Here is an 18,116-nt window from a genome sequence, read left to right on the forward strand (position 1 = left end):
GATCCGCCGCGTTCGATCCGCCGCGTTCGATCCACTTCACCGCCGGCATGTGCGCAAAGGCATGCCGGCCGGTTCGTCTAAGAAATGACCCGTCAGTCTTCCTGAACCCGACGATCCACCGCACATCTAATGCGATAGCAATTCCCCTCGACGCATCAGGTTCTCTTGCGCTCGCGCGACAAGGAGACGGCCATGGTGTTTCTGAACGACCCGGACGGCAAGCGGCTTCCCATCAAGCTCGACACAACCACCAACGGCGAATTCATGCCGATTCCGCTCGATCCGGTTCACCATGAGGCGCGTCGCCTCGCGCTCGACGCCGCGGGCGACCATGCGAAACGCCTTGCGCTCGACCGACGCAGCTTTCTCGTCACCGCCTGTGGCGCAGCGACTGCGCTGCTCGGCATGAACGATGCCTACGCGAGAGCGGGCCTGACCGGCGGATTCTTCGACGTACCTCCCGAAGCTGCGCGCGATCTGCAGCTGGCGCGCTCGACGCTCGACGGATCGGAGTTCATTTTCGACGTGCAGGGGCACTTCGTGAATCCAACCGGCGCGTGGACCAAACGGCTGCCGCCCGGCGCCAGGCCGATGCGGTTTCCGAAAACGGATCACTGCGTGCCTGCGCAAGGCGCGGGGCGGCTTGGCTATCTGCAGTGCATCGGCTCCGACGAATTCGTCAAGGACATATTCCTCGACTCGGACACCGACCTGATCGTGCTGTCGTTCGTGCCATCGACGCGCGAGGACGAACCGCTCACGATCGAGGAAGCGCAGGCGACGGCCCGCATCGTCGAGCGGCTCGACGGCACACACCGCGTTTATATTCACGGCCGGGTCAATCCGAACCAGCCGGGCGACCTCGAGGGCATGGACGAACTCGCCGAACGCTACAAAATCGCGGCGTGGAAAACCTATACGCAATGGGGTCCCACCGGCGTGGGCTTCTTTATGGACGACGAACCGGGCATCGCGATGATCGAGAAAGCGCGCAAGCTCGGCGTGAAGAACATCGCCATCCATAAGGGCATCCCGTTCGGCGACATGTCGTACGAGCACTCGACGTGTGTCGACATCGGGCGGGTGGCCAGGCGCTATCCGGACGTCAACTTCCTCATCTATCACTCGGGCTTCGTGCCCGGCGCCGGCGAAGGACCGTACAATCCGCGCCACCCCGACGGCGTCGACGCGCTCGTCACCAGCCTGCGCGAAAACGACGTGAAGCCGGGGTCGAACGTCTATGCGGAACTCGGATCGACGTGGCGGTTCGCGATGCGCGACCCCAACACCGCCGCGCACACGCTAGGCAAGCTGCTGAAATCTTGCGGCGAAAACAATGTGCTCTGGGGCACGGATTCGATCTGGTATGGCTCGCCGCAGGATCAGATTCAGGCGTTCCGCACGTTTCAGATTGCAGCGCCATTGCGCGACCAGTACGGCTACCCGGAGATCACGCCGGCGATGCGTGCGAACATTTTCGGGCTCAACGCGCTCAAGATCTATCCCGTTCCCGACGACGTGCTGCGCAAGCATGTGAAAAGCGACAGGATCGCGGCGGAACGGGGCGAATACCTCGCGGAGCGGCCGGATCCGAGCTTCGTGACCTACGGCCCGAAGACGCGTCGTGAGTTCTTGAATTTGAAGGCCTGGGGCGCGTGAGCACGCGCTTCGCGCCAATCGACCGTTCCGGATTCGGCTTTACCCGCCCCGCGCTTCCTGGTGTCTTCGAAAAGGCTCACGGCCTCGACGTCCGCCGGCCAGCTCCGGCCGCTGACGATCAGGCAATCGCAGTTCCTGCGCGGCCGCGGAAAGACCGAGTTGACGGACGGCTGCATCGAAGGCGCGCAGCGCATTGAGCGGGGGGAATCGGCCCATGGGGTGAAGACGTCGAATTAACTCACATCATTGTGCACAAATTTGTCGCTACCCCGCCGGTCGTTCTCGCGGTTAGAGTGAAGCCGACACCACTCGATCACGAGGCTTCAATGGACGATCAGGACATTCCCCTGGCCAATGCCAGGGTTCTCTATAAAACGCTGCTAACAGAGCAGAGCTATAGCGTCTCTCAAACCACGGTTCGCGCCGGAGGCGAAACGCAGTGGCACCACCATACGCATGTGAGGGATCGCTTCGTCGTCGTTCAAGGCGTTCTAACGGTTGAAACGAAAACAGACGGACTCATCGATAGAACGCAGGTTCACGACCACTACACCGTCGAACCCGGTGTGGTACACCACGTCATGAATGAGACGGCCGACGATGTCGTGTACATCATGATTCAGTCCGGAGGAGCACGCGACATCGTGCTCGCCTGAGGGGAAGATTCGCAGGTGGATTGTCGCGGCGGTATCGGTCAATTAACCGATACCGCCGCGTGCAAACGCACATTAGCGTCCCTTAATCGAAGTTAGTTAAATTAGCTTTTCTGCTTCTGGTAGCGGCGGCACACTGGCGCCATCCGACTCTGCATGTCCCCGGCAAGGTCAGGAGGCAATCATGGCTATGGATACCGGAAAGCTCGCCAGGTTCTACAGTGCCATTCACCCTCGTCGTGAGCCGCTCATCTACGCGTCCACGATCGGTGCCGGCAACCGGCTCGACCTCTTTGCGGCGTTGGCGGACAATCCGTCGTCAGCGGAAGCGCTTGCCCATAAAACCCGAACAGAATTGCGCTGCGTGCGCGAGTGGCTGGCCGACCTCACCGCTTCGGGTTATCTTCAATACGACGCGGCTAGCGAACGATACTGGATGACCGAACAGCAGGCCGATGCGCTCGCCGGCAAGGCCGGCAATGCTTTTATCAAAGGCGCATTCGCCACGTGGCGCAACGCGAAGCTATTCGGGAGATGACGCAAAACGGTTGATGCTTCCGTCGCGCACTAACTCCGCGGCTCGCCGATCATTGATTCGCTCTGCTATTAGCGATACCTTTACATCGATCCTGGTCGTCGAACTGCGGTTAGCGAAGGGGGAACCATTTCGTGAACAACGCGTGGGCTTTCTCGTGCATGGTCGCCTTGAGCGCGATCCTCGCAGGATGCGGCAAGGAAGGATCGCAAAACGCCACTGAGGCATCGGCGGCATCCGCGAGCCAGGCGCCGGTCCCGCCCACGCCGGGCGCGAGCGATACGCCCGCAGCATCGGGCGCGCAACAGAAGGGCCCGCTGGGCAGCATCACCAAGGCACAGTTGCCGGGGGAAGCAGCCGAAACACTGCGGCTGATCAAAGCGGGCGGCCCTTTTCCTTTTAGCGAAGACGGCGTGCTGTTCCGTAACAGTGCGCATCTGCTGCCGGAGCATCCGCGCGGCTATTACCACGCCTACACGGTTCGAACGCCTGGCGCGTCGGATCGCGGACTGCGCCGGATCGTATGCGGCGGGCCGCGCAAACAGACTGGCGACTGCTATTACACCGACGACTACTACGCGAGCTTCAAGCGTATCGCCGAATAAAAACCGCGTCCGGTGTTTTGTCTGACGTTTCCGTCGCATGCGGGGCCATATGAAACGCGCAAACGCGCTCGGCGCTGGGCGCCCAAAAAGCGGGTGGCGATCGGCAAATCGACGAAAAGAGGCCTGAAAAAAGGCCTGTTCGCGATGTGCACGCGCGCGCATCACCGATAGGATTTCGTCCTATCTCTACTACGCACTGTTACGCGTCCGACACTCGTCGGATCGCTCGCTCACACCGGATTTTCGCGGTCAATTTCATCATGACACGGCTTGCACGGCACTACGTCCCGGAACAACCGCAGCACGTTATCTTGCAGGGGCTCAGCGGACCCGCATTTCTCGACGAAGGCGACTACCTGTACTTTATCGCCTGCCTCGCGGACGCCGCGCGCGTCGCCGGCCTGGCCGTTCACGCGTGGGTACTGATGCCTGACGCGGTGCAGTTCCTCGTCACGCCTTCATACGAGTCGAGCGTGGCGATGGTGATGCAGGCGGTCGGCCGTCGCTATGTCGAGACCTTCAACCGCCGCCATGGACGGCGCGGTATGGTGTGGCGCGGCGGCTACCGGGCAACCGTGATCGAGCCGGACCGGTATTTCCTGCTCGCGAGCCGGGTCATCGATCATGCGCCGGTACGCAACCAGCTCGTAGCCGAGCCGGGAAACTACCCGTGGTCGAGCTATACGCACCATATCGGGCAGCGCGTCGATCGCTTTATCAAGGACCATCCGCTCTACTGGGCGCTCGGCAATACGCCCATCGAACGTCAACAGGCTTACCGCAATCTGGGCACGCTGCCGCTTGACGAAGGCGAGGTCGATCACCTGATGCAGTCGACGCTCAACGGCTGGGTGCTCGGCAGCGCTGCGTATTGCGAGTGGGCGGCACAGGCGGCTAACCGGCGGTTGATGCCGTTGCTGTTGCGCGACCGGGCGCAGAAGGTTCGCACGACACGTACGGTTGCGCACGCGGGCTAGCCGTAGCCGATGCCTTCAGCCAGCGCATCGCAACAGCTCCCGCGCGCGCCCGCGACGCCGATTCCGCACGTCGGTGGTCTCGTTGCACGCGCCCTTCAGAACTTGTGACGGATGCCGACCATCGCCATCGCCTGCTTGTCGGTGCTCGCGTCGTTGCCGAAGTCGCCCATCGATGCGACCGCGGTGACGAGTTCCCCTGTCGATGCGCTAAACGTGTCGCCCGATGCTTTCTGATAACCGGCAAGCGCATAGAGATCGGTGCGCTTCGACAGGTAGTAGTCGGCTCCGACGGTGAACTGGTTGTAACTTGCCGTCACGTCGTTGCCGCTGCCCTTCGTATAGTTGTAGCCGGCGCCAAGTGCGATGGCCGGCGTGACCTGATAGTTCAGGAAGGCCTGACCGGTGTTGAACCTGGTGCTGTTGTCCCGGCCCGCGGCGGTGGCGTAATCGTTGTAGGCCACGTTGCTATAGGCGAGCCCGACGGTGAACGGACCGAACGCATAGTCACCGGCCGCACGGATGATCTGCATCGAGTTGGCGGACACGAAGCCGCCGCTGATTGCCGGCGAATCGATTGCAAAACTGTCCGCGGCCGGATTAAGACCGTCGAACGTCGTGGCGGTACCGTTGTCGCTGTTGGCGTGGAAATAGCCGACGCCGAACCCGAACGGGCCATGATTGTAGGCTGCCGCAACGGCGTATGTCTGGCCCGCGCTCGGGCTTCCCGGCACACCGCCCAATGCATACATCGACGACCACTGGAAACCGGCGTAGTTGGGGCTCGTATATTTGATCGAGTTGTTGGTGCGGTAACTGTCGTCGTAGTTATCGATGTCACCCGGCGTCGCAAATGCCGAACCGAACGTATCGTCGTCCGTCAGCGGCTGGAGCAGGTCCACCAACGGATCGTACTGGCGTCCGACCGTCAACGAACCGTAGGTTGTGCTGCTCAGGCCCACCATCGCCGTCCGCCCGAAAATCCGCTGGCCCTGGCCGAGTGCGCCGTTATTGATATTGAAGCCGCTCTCGAGCATGAATACCGCCGATAGTCCGGCACCGAGATCTTCATTGCCCCGCAGGCCCCATCGATCCCCCGACTGGTTGCCCGAGGAAAGCTGGAACGTGTTGCCGGAGCCCTGCGCGCCGTGCTCATTGCTGAAGAACGCCACCGCGGTGTCGAGCGTACCGAAGAGCGTGACGCTGCTTTGCGCATGGGCGACCGAGCTCATTGCGACCAGCGACGCGGCGGTCAGAATCATCTTTTTCATGAAAGGAGTCCATAAGAAAACGGATGTTTTTTGGTTGTAACCAGACAGCTCGGGATTCCATACGGTTTTCAGGCACGTCACCCGTAACGTAAGCGCCGCCTCGATCCAACCCGCGTATTGTCCGTGCGCGTCGCCGCCGCCAATAATCGTTCCGGAAATGCACTCTTCCGAATTTCGAAATTTCCCGACTCAGGCCAATCCGTCAGGGCGCGGGCCAGATACCGATCGGCCACCCGGCTCCCGCATCTGAGGTAAACCCCGCTTTGAATTTAACTAACTCATCAATTAAGCTTCGACCCATGAAAGCGAAGCGCCCACCCGCCAGGCCGCGCGGCCGCCGCCCCGTCGTCGAGAATTTCGATGTCCGCGAGCATCTGCTCGACACTGCCACGCGTCTTTTCTCCGAGCGCGGCATCGCGGCCACCACGGTTGCGCAGATCGCCGCGGGCGCGGGCGTCACCTCCGCGCTCGTGCACTACTACTTTACGAATCGCGAGACGTTGCTCGATGCGATCGTCGACGAACGGCTGGCGCCGTCAGTCGCCTTTGTGTGGAGCGCCGCCGGGAGCGAGTCGGAGGCCGACCCGTTCTTCATGGTCGGCGAGTTCGTCACGCGGCTGTTCGACGTGACGGGCCGCATGCCGTGGCTGCCGCCGTTGTGGCTGCGCGAAGTCGTCAACGAAGGCGGCATGCTGCGCGACCGGATGGTCACACGTATTCCGTTCGACAACATCAGGCGTTTCGGCGCACGAATCAAGCAGGCGCAGGACGCGGGCGCGGTCAATGCCGAACTCGATCCCTTTCTGACGTTCAACTCGATCATCGCGCTCGTCATGCTGCCGCAAGCGGCCGCCACGTTGTGGAAGAGCATCCGCGGCTTCGCGCCGATCGAGCGCGAAACGTTGCGGCGTCACGTCACGGCGCTGCTGCTGGGCGGCATGAATCCGCCGGCCACGCGCGCGGCGCGCCGGACCGCGCGCCGCTCTGAAACAAGGCCCCGTTCATGAAGCGTTCCCGTTTCTCCGCACGCGCCATGCGGCTCGTCCTCGCCCTCGTCGCATGCGGCGCGCTCGGCGCATGCTCGCAGCGCGCCGACAACGCCTGGCAAGGCTATGTCGAGGGCGAATTCGTGTATCTCGGCTCGTCGCAATCGGGCAAGCTGACGCAACTCGACGTCGCGCGCGGCCAGGACATCGCTGCGGATGCGCCTGTGTTCGCGCTCGAATCGGCCGATGAAGCGGCGGCGCTGCAACAGGCGCAGCAACAGCTTGCCGCTGCGCGCGCGCAACTCGCGGACATCCAGACCGGCAAGCGCCGGCCCGAAATCGACGTGACGAAGGCGCAACTCGCGCAGGCTGTCGCGAATGCGCGTAAGGCCGCGCAGCAACTGACACGCGACGAGGCGCAGTATCGCGTGGGCGGCATTCCGAAGGGTCAGCTCGACGATTCGCGCGCGGCCGCCGATGCCGCCGACGCGCAGGTGCGTGAGCTTACGCACGAGGTCGAGGTCGCCCGGCTGCCGGGGCGCTCGCAGCAATTGCTCGCGCAGGCCGCGCAGGTCGACGCGATGCAGGCCGCCGTCGCGCAGGCGCAATGGAAGCTCGACCAGAAGCGCGTGAACGCACCCGCCAAAGGGCGCGTCTACGACACGCTGTACCGCATCGGCGAATGGGTGCAGGCGGGCAGTCCCGTCGTGCAGCTGCTGCCGCCGCAAAACGTCAAGGTGCGCTTTTTCGTGCCGGAGACCGTGGTCGGCTCCCTCTCGCCCGGCCGCGCGCTGACGATTCATTGCGACGGCTGCGCATCGGACGTGAACGCGAAGATCACCTACGTATCGACTTCGGCGGAATACACGCCGCCCGTCATCTACAGCAACGAGAGCCGCGCGAAGCTCGTGTTCATGATCGAAGCGCATCCTTCCATCGACGACGCGCCGCATTTGCATCCCGGCCAGCCCGTGTCGGTGACGCTGCGATGAATCCGCAACACGGTTCGCGAGACGGCAAGCCGGAAGGCGCCCCGAAGGGATCGCCGCAAAGCCCGCTCGCCATCGACGTGCACAATCTCAACAAGCATTTCGGCGACAAGCACGTCGTCAACGACGTCTCGCTGCAGGTCGCGCATGGCGAAATCTTCGGCTTTCTCGGGCCGAACGGCAGCGGCAAGACGACGTCGATCCGTCTGATGTGCGGCCTGCTCACGCCGGACTCCGGCAGCGGCACCTGCCTTGGCTACGACATCGTGCGAGACAGCGCGCAGATCAAGCGCAACGTCGGTTATATGACGCAGCGCTTCTCGTACTGGGAAGACATGACGATCCGCGAGAACCTCGATTTCGTGGCGCGCATCTATCAGATGCGCGACCGCAAGGAGAAGGTGGACCGCGCGCTCGAGAATCTCGGACTGCAGACGCGCGCCGGCCAGATGACGGGAGCGTTGTCGGGCGGCTGGAAGCAGCGGCTCGCGCTCGCCGCATGCATGCTGCACGAGCCGAGGCTGCTGCTGCTCGACGAGCCGACAGCGGGCGTCGATCCCACCGCGCGCCGCGACTTCTGGGAAGAGCTGCACCGGCTCGCGGCACAAGGCATTTCGGTGCTGGTCAGCACACACTATATGGACGAAGCGGAGCGCTGCCACAAGCTCGCGTACCTCTCGTACGGCAAGCTGCTCGCGCAGGGCACCGCGCAGCAGGTCATCGATTCGCAGGCGCTTGCCACGTGGTCCATCCATGGCGACCGTCTGGCCGATCTGTCCGAACGGTTGCGCAACACGCCCGGCGTCGATCAAACTGTCGTGTTCGGCTCCGCACTGCATGCGAGCGGCCACGATCACGCCGCGCTCGAAACAGCGATCAGAGAGGTGACCGCCGGCCTGTCTGTGCGGATCGAGCCGATCGAAACCGGGCTCGAAGACGTCTTCATCTACATGATGAGCCGCTCGACCGACAACTACGGGAAGCCATCGTGAACCGCTTCTCTTCCCGATTCTCTTCCCGATTCTTCTCCGTCACCCGCTGGTGGGGCATCGTCCTCAAGGAGTTTATCCAGTTGCGCCGGGACCGCATCACATTCGGCATGATCGTCGGCTTGCCGATCGTACAACTCGCGCTGTTCGGCTTTGCGATCAATACCGACCCGAAGCACTTGCGCACCGCCGTCGTGATCAGCGATCAAAGCCCGTTCTCACGCAGCTTCGTCGCCGCGATGAAGCACTCCGATTACTTTCATATCGTCGATACGCTGCCCAACGACGAAGCGGGCCGCCGCGCGCTCGCGCGAGGCGATGTGACCTTCGTCGTGTCGATTCCCATCGATTTTTCGCGGCGGCTGTTGCGCGGCGAACGGCCCGCGCTGCTCGTCGAAGCCGATGCAACCGATCCAACCGCGACGCAGGCGCCGCTCGCCGCGCTGCCGGGCATCGCGCAATCGGTCGCGGACAAGGACATCACCGGGCCGCTCGCGCATCTGAATGGCGGGCCTGCCGCATTCGACGTGCAGATCCACAAGCTGTACAACCCGGAGGGCATTACGCAATACAACGTCGTGCCGGGTCTGATGGGCACGATCCTGACGCTGACGATGGTGATGATGACGGGCCTCGCGATGACGCGCGAACGCGAGCGCGGCACGATGGAGAATCTGCTCGCCACACCGGTGCTGCCGCTCGAGGTGATCGCGGGAAAGCTGGTGCCGTATATCGCGATCGGGCTCGTGCAATCGTCGATCATCCTGACCGCGGCGCGCTACGTGTTCCAGGTGCCGTTCGTCGGCAGCCTGATCGCCCTGTATATCGCCGCGCTGCTGTTCATCGCGGCGAACCTGACGGTCGGTATCACGTTGTCGTCGATCGCGCAGAACCAGTTGCAGGCAATGCAGCTCACCATCTTCTATTTTCTGCCGAGCCTGTTGCTGTCGGGCTTCATGTTCCCGTTTGCAGGCATGCCTGTCTGGGCGCAATGGATCGGCAACCTGCTGCCGCTCACCTACTTCAACCGGCTCGTGCGCGGCATTCTTCTGAAGGGCAACGGCTGGGCGGACCTGTGGCCATCGGTGTGGCCCGTCGCGATCTTCACCGTCGTCGTGATGGCCGTTGCCGTGCGCTTCTACCGGCGCACATTGGATTAGAAGGAGCGCGGCGATGAAACGCTACGTGCTGCCATTCGCATTCGTTCTATGCGGCTGCGCGGTCGGCCCCGACTTCCGTTCGCCGGCTGCGCCCGATGCGCCGTCTTACACGCGCGAGACCTTGCCCGCCACGACCTATGCCGCGGGCGCCTCGCAAACGCGGGTTGCCGCGAATCATGCGCTGCCGGCATGGTGGACGCAATTTCGCTCCGACACGCTGAACCGTCTGGTCGACACGGCGCTGCAACAGAGCCCGACTTTCGACGAAGCCCGCGCGAAACTTGTCGAGGCGCGCGAAAACTATGTCGCGCAAGCGGGTGCAACCGCGTTTCCCGCGCTCGACGCGACGCTCTCGGGCACGCGACAGAAGGTCAATCCGGCCGCGTTCGGTGTGCCGAATGTGCCGAACCCGGGGCCGTTCACGCTGCTCAACGCGTCGGTCAGCGTTTCGTACGTGCTGGATGTGTTTGGCGGCAACCGGCGCGCGCTCGAAGCGCTGCTTGCGCAAGTCGACTACCGGACCTATGAACTCGACGCCGCGCGCCTGACACTGGCGGGCAATGTCGTCTCGACGTCGATCCGGCGCGCATCGCTGCAGCAGCAGCTCGCGCTGACACAGCAACTCGCCGACGCGCAGGCGCGGCAACTGGCGATTATCGAAGGACGTCATGCGGCGGGCGGCGTCGCGCAACTCGACGTGCACACGCAGCGCACGCTGCTCGCGCAGACGCGAGCGCAGCTGCCTCCGCTGACCACGCAACTCGCGACGGCCGATCATCAGCTTGCGATTCTGCTCGGCGTCGAGCCGTCCCAGGCGGACTTCGGCGACGTCACGCTCGGCGCGCTGCATCTGCCCGACACCGTGCCCGTCACGCTGCCCTCGACGCTCGCGCGCGAACGCCCCGATATCCGCGCATCGGCAGCGCTGCTGCATCAGGCGAGTGCCAATGTCGGCGTCGCGACGGCGAATCTTTATCCGCAGTTCGTCGTATCAGCGGGTATCGGTTCGGAGCGCACGCGTATCGAGGATGTCGTCAACGGCTTGAACATCTGGAACGTCGGCCTGAATCTGACGCAGCCGCTCTTTCATGGCGGCGAGCTGCGCGCGAAGAAACGCGCCGCGCTGGCCGCTTACGACGCCGCGCTCGCATCGTACCGGCAGACCGTGTTGCAGGCGCTCCAGCAGGTCGCCGATTCGCTGCACGCATTGAACGACGACGCACGCGAACTGCAGGCGCGCGACGAAGCGGCCTCGGAAGCGCAAGCGAGCGTGCAGATCGCGCAGGCGCAATATGCGGCGGGCGGCGTCAGTCAGTTCGGCCTGATCGACTCGCAGCGACAAGCGTTGCAGACGGAAATCGACAGGACGCGCGCACAGGCCGATCGTCTCGCGGATACGGCCGCGCTGTTTCAGGCACTGGGCGGAATCACGCCCGCTGAACGGCTGGAGCAGACGGCGAAGCAGTAATGTCCGCCACCAGACGGCGCGCGAAAACGGCATCCCCGGCTATGCCGTGGTTTGCCGTCGTGCCGGGCGTGATACGCGGCCCCCCTTCCCTGACCTCTGTGCTCGAGGGCGAGCCGCCATGTGCCTACTGGGCGCGATTGGCTTCGATCACGGTCAATGCCGCCATATTGATGATTCGGCGGACCGTCGAACTGGACGTGAGGATGTTCACCGGCGCGTTGACGCCCAGCAGAAAGGGACCCACTGCGACGTTGCTTCCGGCGCCGGTCTTGAGCAGGTTGTAGGCGATATTGCCCGAATCCACATTCGGGCAGACCAGCAGGTTCGCGTCGCCCTTGAGCGGCGAGGTCGGCAGTATCCGGGCGCGCAGCGATTCGTCGAGCGCGCAGTCGCCATGCATTTCGCCGTCGACTTCGATCTCCGGCGCCTGCGCCCTGACGAGCGCCAGTGCCTGACGCATTTTCGCGCCCGACGCCGCGCTGCCCGAGCCGAAGTTCGAGCGCGACAGCAGGGCAGCCTTCGGTGTCAGGTTCAGCCACTCCATTTGCCGCGCTGCGCTAATCGTAAACTCGGCAATCTGCTCGGCGGTCGGATCATCGTTGATGTGGGTGTCCACCAGCGCCACGGTCCGCTGATCGAGCAGCAGGATATTCATCGCCGCGTAAGTCTTCGCGCCGTGTTTCTTGCCGATCACCTGATCGACCAGTCGCAGGTGGTCGTGATAAGCGCCCACCGTGCCGCAGATCATGCCGTCGGCGTCGCCGAGCCGCACCATCATCGCGCCGATCAAGGTCAGCCGGCGGCGCATCTCGACGCGGGCCATCTCCTTGGTGATCCCATCGCGGCACATCAATTCCCAATACGTCGTCCAGTATTGCGGGAAGCGTTCGTCGTATTCGGGGTTGGTCACTTCCACGTCGTGCCCGAGCTTGAGCCGCAAGCCGAATCGCTCGATGCGCGCCAGCAGCACTTCCGGGCGTCCGACCAGGATCGGCCGCGCCAGCTTTTCGTCGACGATCACCTGCACGGCGCGCAGCACGCGCTCGTCCTCGCCCTCGGTAAACACGATGCGTGCATTGCCGCCGTCGCGCACCAGTCGCTTCGCGGTCGAAAACAGCGGTTTCATGAAGGCGCCGGAGTGATACACGAACTGCTGCAACTGCTCGACATACGCAGCCAGGTCCGGCAGCGGACGCGTCGCCACGCCGCCTTCGATTGCGGCTTTCGCCACCGCCGGCGCGATCCGGGCAATCAGGCGCGGGTCGAAAGGCTTGGGGATGAAGTACTGCGAGCCGAATTTCACGTCATAGACGCCGTACGCGGCCGCGACCACTTCGTTTTGCTCCTCTTCCGCAAGACCGGAGATCGCCTGCACCGCGGCAATTTCCATTTCGCGCGTAATGGTGGTTGCGCCGACGTCCAATGCGCCGCGGAAGATGTACGGAAAGCACAGCACGTTGTTGACCTGATTCGGATAGTCCGACCGGCCCGTGGCGATGACGACATCGTCGCGCGTCGCATGAGCGAGCTCCGGGAAGATTTCCGGTGTCGGATTGGCGAGCGCCAGAATCAGCGGACGCGGGCCCATCGTCTTCAGCATCTCGGCGCTGAGCACGCCGCCGACCGACAGCCCGAGGAACACATCGGCGCCCTCGATCACTTCGGCCAGCGTGCGCGCGTCGGTTTCCTGCGCGAAGCGGGCCTTGTCCGGGTCCATCAGCGCCGTGCGGCCGCGGTAAACCACGCCCTCGATGTCGGTCGCCCAGATGTTTTCCACCGGCAAGCCCATATCGACCATCAGATCGAGACAGGCCAGGGCCGCCGCGCCCGCCCCCGAGGTCACCACCTTGACCTCCGAGATGGCCTTGCCCACCACTTTCAGGCCATTGATAAAGGCCGCCGAAACCGTGATGGCGGTGCCGTGCTGATCGTCGTGGAAGACCGGGATCTTCATGCGCTCGCGCAATTTACGCTCGACGGTAAAGCATTCCGGCGCCTTGATATCTTCGAGATTGATGCCGCCGAACGTCGGTTCCAGGCCGGCGATAATGTCGACGAGCTTGTCCGGATCGGTTTCGTTGATTTCGATGTCGAACACATCGATACCGGCGAACTTCTTGAACAGCACGGCTTTGCCTTCCATCACCGGCTTCGATGCGAGCGCGCCGATATTCCCGAGCCCGAGCACGGCGGTGCCGTTGGTGATGACACCCACCAGGTTGCCACGCCCCGTGAAGCGATGCGCCTTGAGCGGGTCCGCCGCAATCGCTTCGCAGACACCGGCCACGCCTGGCGTGTAAGCCAGCGCCAGATCGCGCTGGGTCACGAGAGGCTTACTGGCCACGACGGAGATCTTTCCGGGCGTGGGAAACTCGTGATAGTCGAACGCGGCTTGCTGGTCGGTATCTGTCTGCTTCATGTTCGGTGCCTCAATGAGTGCGTCGAGCCAATCCCGGCGCGATTCGTTGAAGCGATTCTAGAGAGCCGCCATCAGCCGATGATTCTGTTTTACTATCGCCCCATCATCTTTTTGTGATGGTTGCATGGGTTCGTCAATGACACTTGAGTCGAACGACATCGTCAGGCGGCTGAGCGCGCGCCTGAAAATGCGGCACCTCGTGCTGTTGCTGCAAATCCAGCAGCACGGTTCGCTGACTCGCGTCGCCGAACATATGGCCAGCAGCCAGCCCGCCGTGACGAATGCGTTGGCGGAACTGGAAAGCATGTTCGGCATGCCGCTCTTCGAGCGCTCGTCGCGCGGCATGTTGCCTACCGCGCTCGGCGAGGTTGTGCTCGAGCGGGCCCGGGCGATGATCCACGATCTCGATCATCTGGCTCGCGACGTCAAGGCGGTGGCCTCTGGCCATGCGACGCATCTGCACGTCGGCGTGATTCCGTTTATATCCGGCCAGTTGCTGTCGGCGGCGCTGAAGCAACTGCATGCGAGCATGGAGCGGCGCGTGACGGTGACCATTCACGAAGGAACGAGCGATCAACTGTTGCCGCGCTTGCGGGACCATACCGTCGACATTGTGATCGGCCGCGCGGCCGCGTCGGTCGAATTGCACAAGGCCAGCTTTGAAGTGCTGTTCCGGCAACGCCCGCGCATGATTGCGAGCCGGCGTCTCGCGGCAAAACTCGCGCGCACGAAGCTCGACTGGAACAAGCTCGTGACGCTGGACTGGATTCTCGGTGCGCCTCATACGCCGATGAGAGAACAGGTGGCCGACCTGTTTCTCGCGGCGGGAACGACGCCCCCGGTGCCGGTGGTGGAGAGTTACTCGTCGAAGCTCATCGGCGAAATGATTGCTTCGAGCGAAGAGGCCGTGTCGATCGTGCCATCGGATATCGCGGACGAACTGGTTCGCATTGCCGGTGTCGCCATCGTGCCGTATTCATTCGAATGGACGCTTCCGCCGATTGCGCTGTTTACCCGCTCGGAAGGACCGTACTCGGCGGCACAGCATCTGTTCGTCGAAGCATTACGCCAGATATGCAAGCAGACCTACGCTGAAACGCGGGATTAAGGGCGACGTTGCCGCTGCATGCTCCTGCCCTGCCCGGTCACAGCCCGTGTGTCCTCAGGCGGACGCGCCAACACTGACGACATCGCAAACACGGCAATTAACGTGTAATCAGCCAGATTCGTCGCTGCATGGACATACGCACTCACTCGTACAGGAAACGCGGCGGATCGGTTCTGTTCAACGCGGCGCGGCGCGCGCCCGCTTGCGGACGCCGAGGCGCGCCGCCACCGCACCGCCTAACGCACCACCCACGTGACTTTGCCAGGACACGCCCGGATACAGCGGCAGCAGTCCAAGCAGCATGGTGAGCCCGTAGCTGAATCCGACGAACGCGGCGATCAGAATCGACGCGAGATTTCGCGTATAGAACCCGCAGGCCACGAGGTACGCGGCATACGCGAACACCAGGCCGCTCGCACCGAGATGCACCGAGTCTGGCGCGCCAAACAGCCACGCGCAGAAGCCGCCCCCGAGCATGCCTGCCACGGTCGCTGAAACAAAGTTGGAGATGCGTGGCCACATGCAAAACCAGCCGAGGACAATCAGCCCGCCCGTGTTGGCGGCGATATGACCGAGGCTCGCATGGAGCCATGGCTCGAAGAGAATGCCTTGAAGCCCGCTGAGCGTACGCGGTACCACGCCATGGCGGTAAAGCTGAAGGGCAGGCATGGCGGCGGTCACGATAAAAACCGCCCAGATGGAACCGACAAAGAGCGCGAGTACCAGAACCCGGGTCTCGAACTGCGCAACGGCTTGATGGACGGCGCGGGAAAGCGACGCGTTGTTTTGAGGCATGGAACGAAGCTCCGGAGACGCCGACGCAACATCGGCGCAAAACCGTCATCGACGGTGTTTCGCGCGCGACATTGTAGCGGAGCAGTCGTCTCCGGGTTTTGCCGACCGAACCCTGCGGTCCCAAGCCCGATTACCAAGGCGCGTCCGCAAGGACGGGAACACGATGACGCTATAGCCCTACGGCATCGATCACGGAAATTCGAGTGAATCGAGTGGGCGGCATGCGAATGCGGATTCAACCGGCCACCCGGCTATCCGGCTACCGGGCCGCAGACCGGAACCCGGTGACGCGCGATATCCGGCTCGGCGCTGGACCTCCCGCTTCAACATCGCTGCCCGGCAGTTCCCGGTCAGTAGCGCTTTTTCGGCGGCAACGACCGTTTGATCTGCTTGCGCAGACGTGCGACCGCAGCCGCCTTTTTGCGCTTGCGCTCCGCGGTGGGTTTTTCATAGGAGGTCCGCGAACGAAGCTCCTGAATCAAGCCGGTGCGCTCGATCGCGCGACGAAAACGGCGCAATGCAACTTCCACGGGCTCGTCGGGTTTCAGAATTACGGTAGTCAATTTCTTTCCTCGCTTGAAATCTGGCAGCAATGGCGAATGGCGTATGGCGAAGTGGATGTGCACCCAGCGCCGTCACACATGAAGGTCACAGTCGACGGTCGCGTATTGCGCCATCAACGACGGCGAAACGTGGCTCTTTGCGCTGCGCCACCGCTCCGTTCATCTTTATGTCGAAAATTGATTCGACCTTTCGTCAGGTCGTACATCGAAAGTTCCAGCGTGACGCGATCGCCCGCGAGGATGCGAATGTGATTCTTGCGAATACGACCGGACGCGTACGCCCCTACCACCACGCCATTGTCGAGCGTGACGCGGTAGCGGCTGTCAGGCAACACTTCGTCAACGATACCGTCGAGTTCCAGCAGTTCTTCTTTGGCCATTCAAGGTTCCTGATCAATTGGCGGGACATGGGCTCGGATGCTGCATTGAGAAAGAACCCGCGAGCATCGATCGACACGCGCGCGTGCGATCGTCGGAAAACATGAGCTTTGTAGGGCTGCCCTTGCAGCGAGGGAGTCTTGAACCCCGCCTGTGCGGGCGGCGAACCAGGTTGCAAGGGGATGGGGTCAGACGCGGCGGTCCGCAAGCCGGTCCGATGCGAGTCGGGCGTGCAGTCCGGCGAGCACGGTTATGCCGGACTATCAATCAAAGGAAAGATTCGCGACAAGCCAACACGCGGTTTTTCGGTGCCGTTCGACGCGAATGAATACGTCATTATAACCGAAGGCTGCCACCGGCCCCACCGCTATCGGCAAGACCGGAAGGAACGGCGTTGTCAGCCATGCGCGCCGACCCTGTACAGTTCGCAATCCGGAGTGAGGCGTGGGAGCGTTTGTTACGCCTCCCCTCGCGCCCTGGATGCGTGGGGTGTTCGAACCGTGGCGTCGTTGTTAACCGCGCGTATCGACCCAGTTACGTGCCCACTGGGTCGAGTGCTGCAGCGCCTGCTCTTCGCTCTTGAAGTAATCGAGCGAATAGAAGCAGTAGCGGCCTTCGGCTCGCGCGCTATCGACGCGTTCGAGCAGCAGGTTGGATGAAAAGCTACCGTCGGGCAAACGATGCGCCGAGGACTGAACGGCATAGCCGTTGTATTGTTGAATCTGTTTGCTTTGCATTTTAGTTTTAATGATATTTGAGTGCGCACGTCCTGCGCGAAAAGCGCACGGCTGCGCCGCTTCAAAGCCATTCGAGTCGAACTCGAAGCAGTCGAAAAACGAAAGCGTAGCGTTGAAGCGTGAAGGAAGAATGAGGCACGACGACGCGCATGGCGTCTGGCAAGCTGCTCAATAAACAGATGCCGATCGGGCGCAACCGGGCGCGATCGGCCGCAACCGGGAGCGATCGCGAGCAATCAGGCGCAATCGGGAGCGATCGCGCCAACCCCGGAGACAGAGCCCCGCGGGGATGTCGCTGCAACCCGGCGTCCGTTGCGGGAGGCCGGGTCCTTCAGCCTTAAATCGGCTTGATGTTAGCGGCTTGCAGCCCCTTCGGGCCTTGCTTCGTTTCGTAGCTCACCTTCTGATTTTCAGCGAGCGTCTTGAAACCGTCGCCCGTGATTTCGGAAAAATGAGCGAACAGGTCGTCGCCGCCCTTGTCCGGGGTGATGAAGCCAAAGCCTTTGCTGTCGTTGAACCACTTAACGGTACCGGTTTCCATAAAGAATCCTTGAGAAAAAATAGAAAATATTTGCCCGATTAAAGAGCGCGTGAAGCGTCAAGGAGGGAGAGGACAACGAATACCGCTGTGGGAGCGAGCAATTGATGAACAGCAATCGAACTTCTTGAACTTCGACCCGAACAGTACGCGCCGGGCGGACCAGCGTCAATGCTTAACTTGTAACTGTTTCACCAGGCGGGCCGTTCCATAGATGAAGCGATGCAGCACAGCCGGGCTGCGCGCCTTGCCTGCTATGGCTCACAGGCCAGCCGGATCAACGCCTGGC

At 62.6% G+C, this 18,116-nt stretch carries 18 protein-coding genes; 11 read left to right on the forward strand and 7 right to left on the reverse strand.

Going from position 1 to position 18,116, the window contains the following annotated elements:
* Positions 1 to 192: 192 nt before the first annotated feature.
* The 5 genes from ACYPXD_RS32705 (at position 193) to ACYPXD_RS32725 (ending at position 4,429) form a co-directional block, all read left to right on the forward strand.
* Positions 193 to 1,659, forward strand: a complete 1,467-nt coding sequence (locus ACYPXD_RS32705; RefSeq protein ID WP_459722100.1) for an amidohydrolase family protein — start codon at positions 193 to 195, stop codon at positions 1,657 to 1,659.
* A 326-nt stretch (positions 1,660 to 1,985) separates the two neighbouring features.
* Entirely contained in the window at positions 1,986 to 2,315 is a 330-nt protein-coding gene (locus tag ACYPXD_RS32710; RefSeq protein ID WP_459722106.1) for a cupin domain-containing protein, read from the forward strand.
* A gap of 181 nt (positions 2,316 to 2,496) precedes the next feature.
* Entirely contained in the window at positions 2,497 to 2,850 is a 354-nt protein-coding gene (locus ACYPXD_RS32715; RefSeq protein WP_459722110.1) for a hypothetical protein, read from the forward strand.
* Between the two features lie 131 nt (positions 2,851 to 2,981).
* Complete coding sequence (locus ACYPXD_RS32720; protein ID WP_459722113.1) at positions 2,982 to 3,452, forward strand: ribonuclease; 471 nt, start codon at positions 2,982 to 2,984, stop codon at positions 3,450 to 3,452.
* 260 nt (positions 3,453 to 3,712) lie between these two features.
* Positions 3,713 to 4,429 (forward strand): transposase, encoded by a 717-nt coding sequence (locus ACYPXD_RS32725; protein ID WP_459722117.1) that lies wholly within the window; start codon positions 3,713 to 3,715, stop codon positions 4,427 to 4,429.
* Between the two features lie 95 nt (positions 4,430 to 4,524).
* Here ACYPXD_RS32725 and ACYPXD_RS32730 read toward each other — a convergent pair whose 3' ends face one another.
* Positions 4,525 to 5,697, reverse strand: coding sequence for a porin (locus tag ACYPXD_RS32730; RefSeq protein ID WP_459722121.1), 1,173 nt, complete (start codon positions 5,695 to 5,697; stop codon positions 4,525 to 4,527).
* A gap of 299 nt (positions 5,698 to 5,996) precedes the next feature.
* Here ACYPXD_RS32730 and ACYPXD_RS32735 point away from each other — a divergent pair, with 299 nt between their 5' ends.
* Genes ACYPXD_RS32735 through ACYPXD_RS32755 form a run of 5 tightly spaced genes read left to right on the forward strand, consistent with a single transcriptional unit; the run spans position 5,997 to position 11,289 of the window.
* Positions 5,997 to 6,704 (forward strand): TetR/AcrR family transcriptional regulator, encoded by a 708-nt coding sequence (locus ACYPXD_RS32735; RefSeq protein WP_459722124.1) that lies wholly within the window; start codon positions 5,997 to 5,999, stop codon positions 6,702 to 6,704.
* Positions 6,701 to 7,675: an HlyD family secretion protein gene (locus tag ACYPXD_RS32740; RefSeq protein WP_459722128.1), complete on the forward strand. Its 975-nt coding sequence runs from the start codon at positions 6,701 to 6,703 to the stop codon at positions 7,673 to 7,675. Before ACYPXD_RS32735 ends, ACYPXD_RS32740 begins: the two co-directional genes overlap by 4 nt.
* Entirely contained in the window at positions 7,672 to 8,664 is a 993-nt protein-coding gene (locus tag ACYPXD_RS32745; protein WP_459722131.1) for an ABC transporter ATP-binding protein, read from the forward strand. The genes ACYPXD_RS32740 and ACYPXD_RS32745 overlap by 4 nt, the downstream gene beginning before the upstream one ends.
* Positions 8,661 to 9,821 carry an ABC transporter permease gene (locus ACYPXD_RS32750; RefSeq protein ID WP_459722134.1) on the forward strand — a complete coding sequence of 387 codons (1,161 nt, stop codon included), beginning with the start codon at positions 8,661 to 8,663 and terminating at the stop codon, positions 9,819 to 9,821. The genes ACYPXD_RS32745 and ACYPXD_RS32750 overlap by 4 nt, the downstream gene beginning before the upstream one ends.
* 13 nt (positions 9,822 to 9,834) lie before the next feature.
* Positions 9,835 to 11,289: an efflux transporter outer membrane subunit gene (locus ACYPXD_RS32755; RefSeq protein WP_459722140.1), complete on the forward strand. Its 1,455-nt coding sequence runs from the start codon at positions 9,835 to 9,837 to the stop codon at positions 11,287 to 11,289.
* Positions 11,290 to 11,413: 124 nt separating this feature from the next.
* On the opposite strand, the gene ACYPXD_RS32760 is transcribed toward ACYPXD_RS32755, so the two are convergent.
* Positions 11,414 to 13,708, reverse strand: a complete 2,295-nt coding sequence (locus tag ACYPXD_RS32760) for an NADP-dependent malic enzyme (RefSeq protein ID WP_459722146.1) — start codon at positions 13,706 to 13,708, stop codon at positions 11,414 to 11,416.
* A gap of 136 nt (positions 13,709 to 13,844) precedes the next feature.
* On the opposite strand from ACYPXD_RS32760, the gene ACYPXD_RS32765 reads away from it, so the two are divergent.
* A complete protein-coding gene (locus ACYPXD_RS32765; protein ID WP_459722151.1) occupies positions 13,845 to 14,816 on the forward strand; it encodes a LysR substrate-binding domain-containing protein in 972 nt (323 codons plus the stop codon).
* 177 nt (positions 14,817 to 14,993) lie between these two features.
* On the opposite strand, the gene ACYPXD_RS32770 is transcribed toward ACYPXD_RS32765, so the two are convergent.
* The 5 genes from ACYPXD_RS32770 to ACYPXD_RS32790 all read right to left on the reverse strand — a co-directional run bounded on the left by ACYPXD_RS32770 (position 14,994) and on the right by ACYPXD_RS32790 (position 17,830).
* Complete coding sequence (locus tag ACYPXD_RS32770; RefSeq protein ID WP_459722154.1) at positions 14,994 to 15,611, reverse strand: rhomboid family intramembrane serine protease; 618 nt, start codon at positions 15,609 to 15,611, stop codon at positions 14,994 to 14,996.
* A gap of 350 nt (positions 15,612 to 15,961) precedes the next feature.
* Positions 15,962 to 16,174, reverse strand: a complete 213-nt coding sequence (gene rpsU / locus ACYPXD_RS32775; RefSeq protein WP_459722439.1) for a 30S ribosomal protein S21 — start codon at positions 16,172 to 16,174, stop codon at positions 15,962 to 15,964.
* Positions 16,175 to 16,287: 113 nt separating this feature from the next.
* Positions 16,288 to 16,554 (reverse strand): translation initiation factor IF-1, encoded by a 267-nt coding sequence (infA, locus tag ACYPXD_RS32780; RefSeq protein ID WP_459722160.1) that lies wholly within the window; start codon positions 16,552 to 16,554, stop codon positions 16,288 to 16,290.
* 510 nt (positions 16,555 to 17,064) lie between these two features.
* Positions 17,065 to 17,289 carry a hypothetical protein gene (locus ACYPXD_RS32785; protein ID WP_459722166.1) on the reverse strand — a complete coding sequence of 75 codons (225 nt, stop codon included), beginning with the start codon at positions 17,287 to 17,289 and terminating at the stop codon, positions 17,065 to 17,067.
* 337 nt (positions 17,290 to 17,626) lie between these two features.
* Positions 17,627 to 17,830, reverse strand: coding sequence for a cold-shock protein (locus ACYPXD_RS32790; RefSeq protein ID WP_459722170.1), 204 nt, complete (start codon positions 17,828 to 17,830; stop codon positions 17,627 to 17,629).
* Positions 17,831 to 18,116 lie beyond the last annotated feature (286 nt).

This window comes from Paraburkholderia sp. 2C (genome assembly GCF_054589215.1).

Coding starts and splice junctions, on each gene's coding strand:
- ACYPXD_RS32715 (WP_459722110.1), top strand. CDS start 2,497: ATGGCTATGGATACCGGAAAGCTCGCCAGGTTCTACAGTGCCATTCAC.
- ACYPXD_RS32745 (WP_459722131.1), top strand. CDS start 7,672: ATGAATCCGCAACACGGTTCGCGAGACGGCAAGCCGGAAGGCGCCCCG.
- infA (WP_459722160.1), bottom strand. CDS start 16,554: ATGGCCAAAGAAGAACTGCTGGAACTCGACGGTATCGTTGACGAAGTG.
- ACYPXD_RS32770 (WP_459722154.1), bottom strand. CDS start 15,611: ATGCCTCAAAACAACGCGTCGCTTTCCCGCGCCGTCCATCAAGCCGTT.
- ACYPXD_RS32740 (WP_459722128.1), top strand. CDS start 6,701: ATGAAGCGTTCCCGTTTCTCCGCACGCGCCATGCGGCTCGTCCTCGCC.
- ACYPXD_RS32725 (WP_459722117.1), top strand. CDS start 3,713: ATGACACGGCTTGCACGGCACTACGTCCCGGAACAACCGCAGCACGTT.
- ACYPXD_RS32705 (WP_459722100.1), top strand. CDS start 193: ATGGTGTTTCTGAACGACCCGGACGGCAAGCGGCTTCCCATCAAGCTC.
- ACYPXD_RS32790 (WP_459722170.1), bottom strand. CDS start 17,830: ATGGAAACCGGTACCGTTAAGTGGTTCAACGACAGCAAAGGCTTTGGC.
- ACYPXD_RS32760 (WP_459722146.1), bottom strand. CDS start 13,708: ATGAAGCAGACAGATACCGACCAGCAAGCCGCGTTCGACTATCACGAG.
- ACYPXD_RS32735 (WP_459722124.1), top strand. CDS start 5,997: ATGAAAGCGAAGCGCCCACCCGCCAGGCCGCGCGGCCGCCGCCCCGTC.
- ACYPXD_RS32785 (WP_459722166.1), bottom strand. CDS start 17,289: ATGCAAAGCAAACAGATTCAACAATACAACGGCTATGCCGTTCAGTCC.
- ACYPXD_RS32710 (WP_459722106.1), top strand. CDS start 1,986: ATGGACGATCAGGACATTCCCCTGGCCAATGCCAGGGTTCTCTATAAA.
- ACYPXD_RS32755 (WP_459722140.1), top strand. CDS start 9,835: ATGAAACGCTACGTGCTGCCATTCGCATTCGTTCTATGCGGCTGCGCG.
- ACYPXD_RS32765 (WP_459722151.1), top strand. CDS start 13,845: ATGACACTTGAGTCGAACGACATCGTCAGGCGGCTGAGCGCGCGCCTG.
- ACYPXD_RS32730 (WP_459722121.1), bottom strand. CDS start 5,697: ATGAAAAAGATGATTCTGACCGCCGCGTCGCTGGTCGCAATGAGCTCG.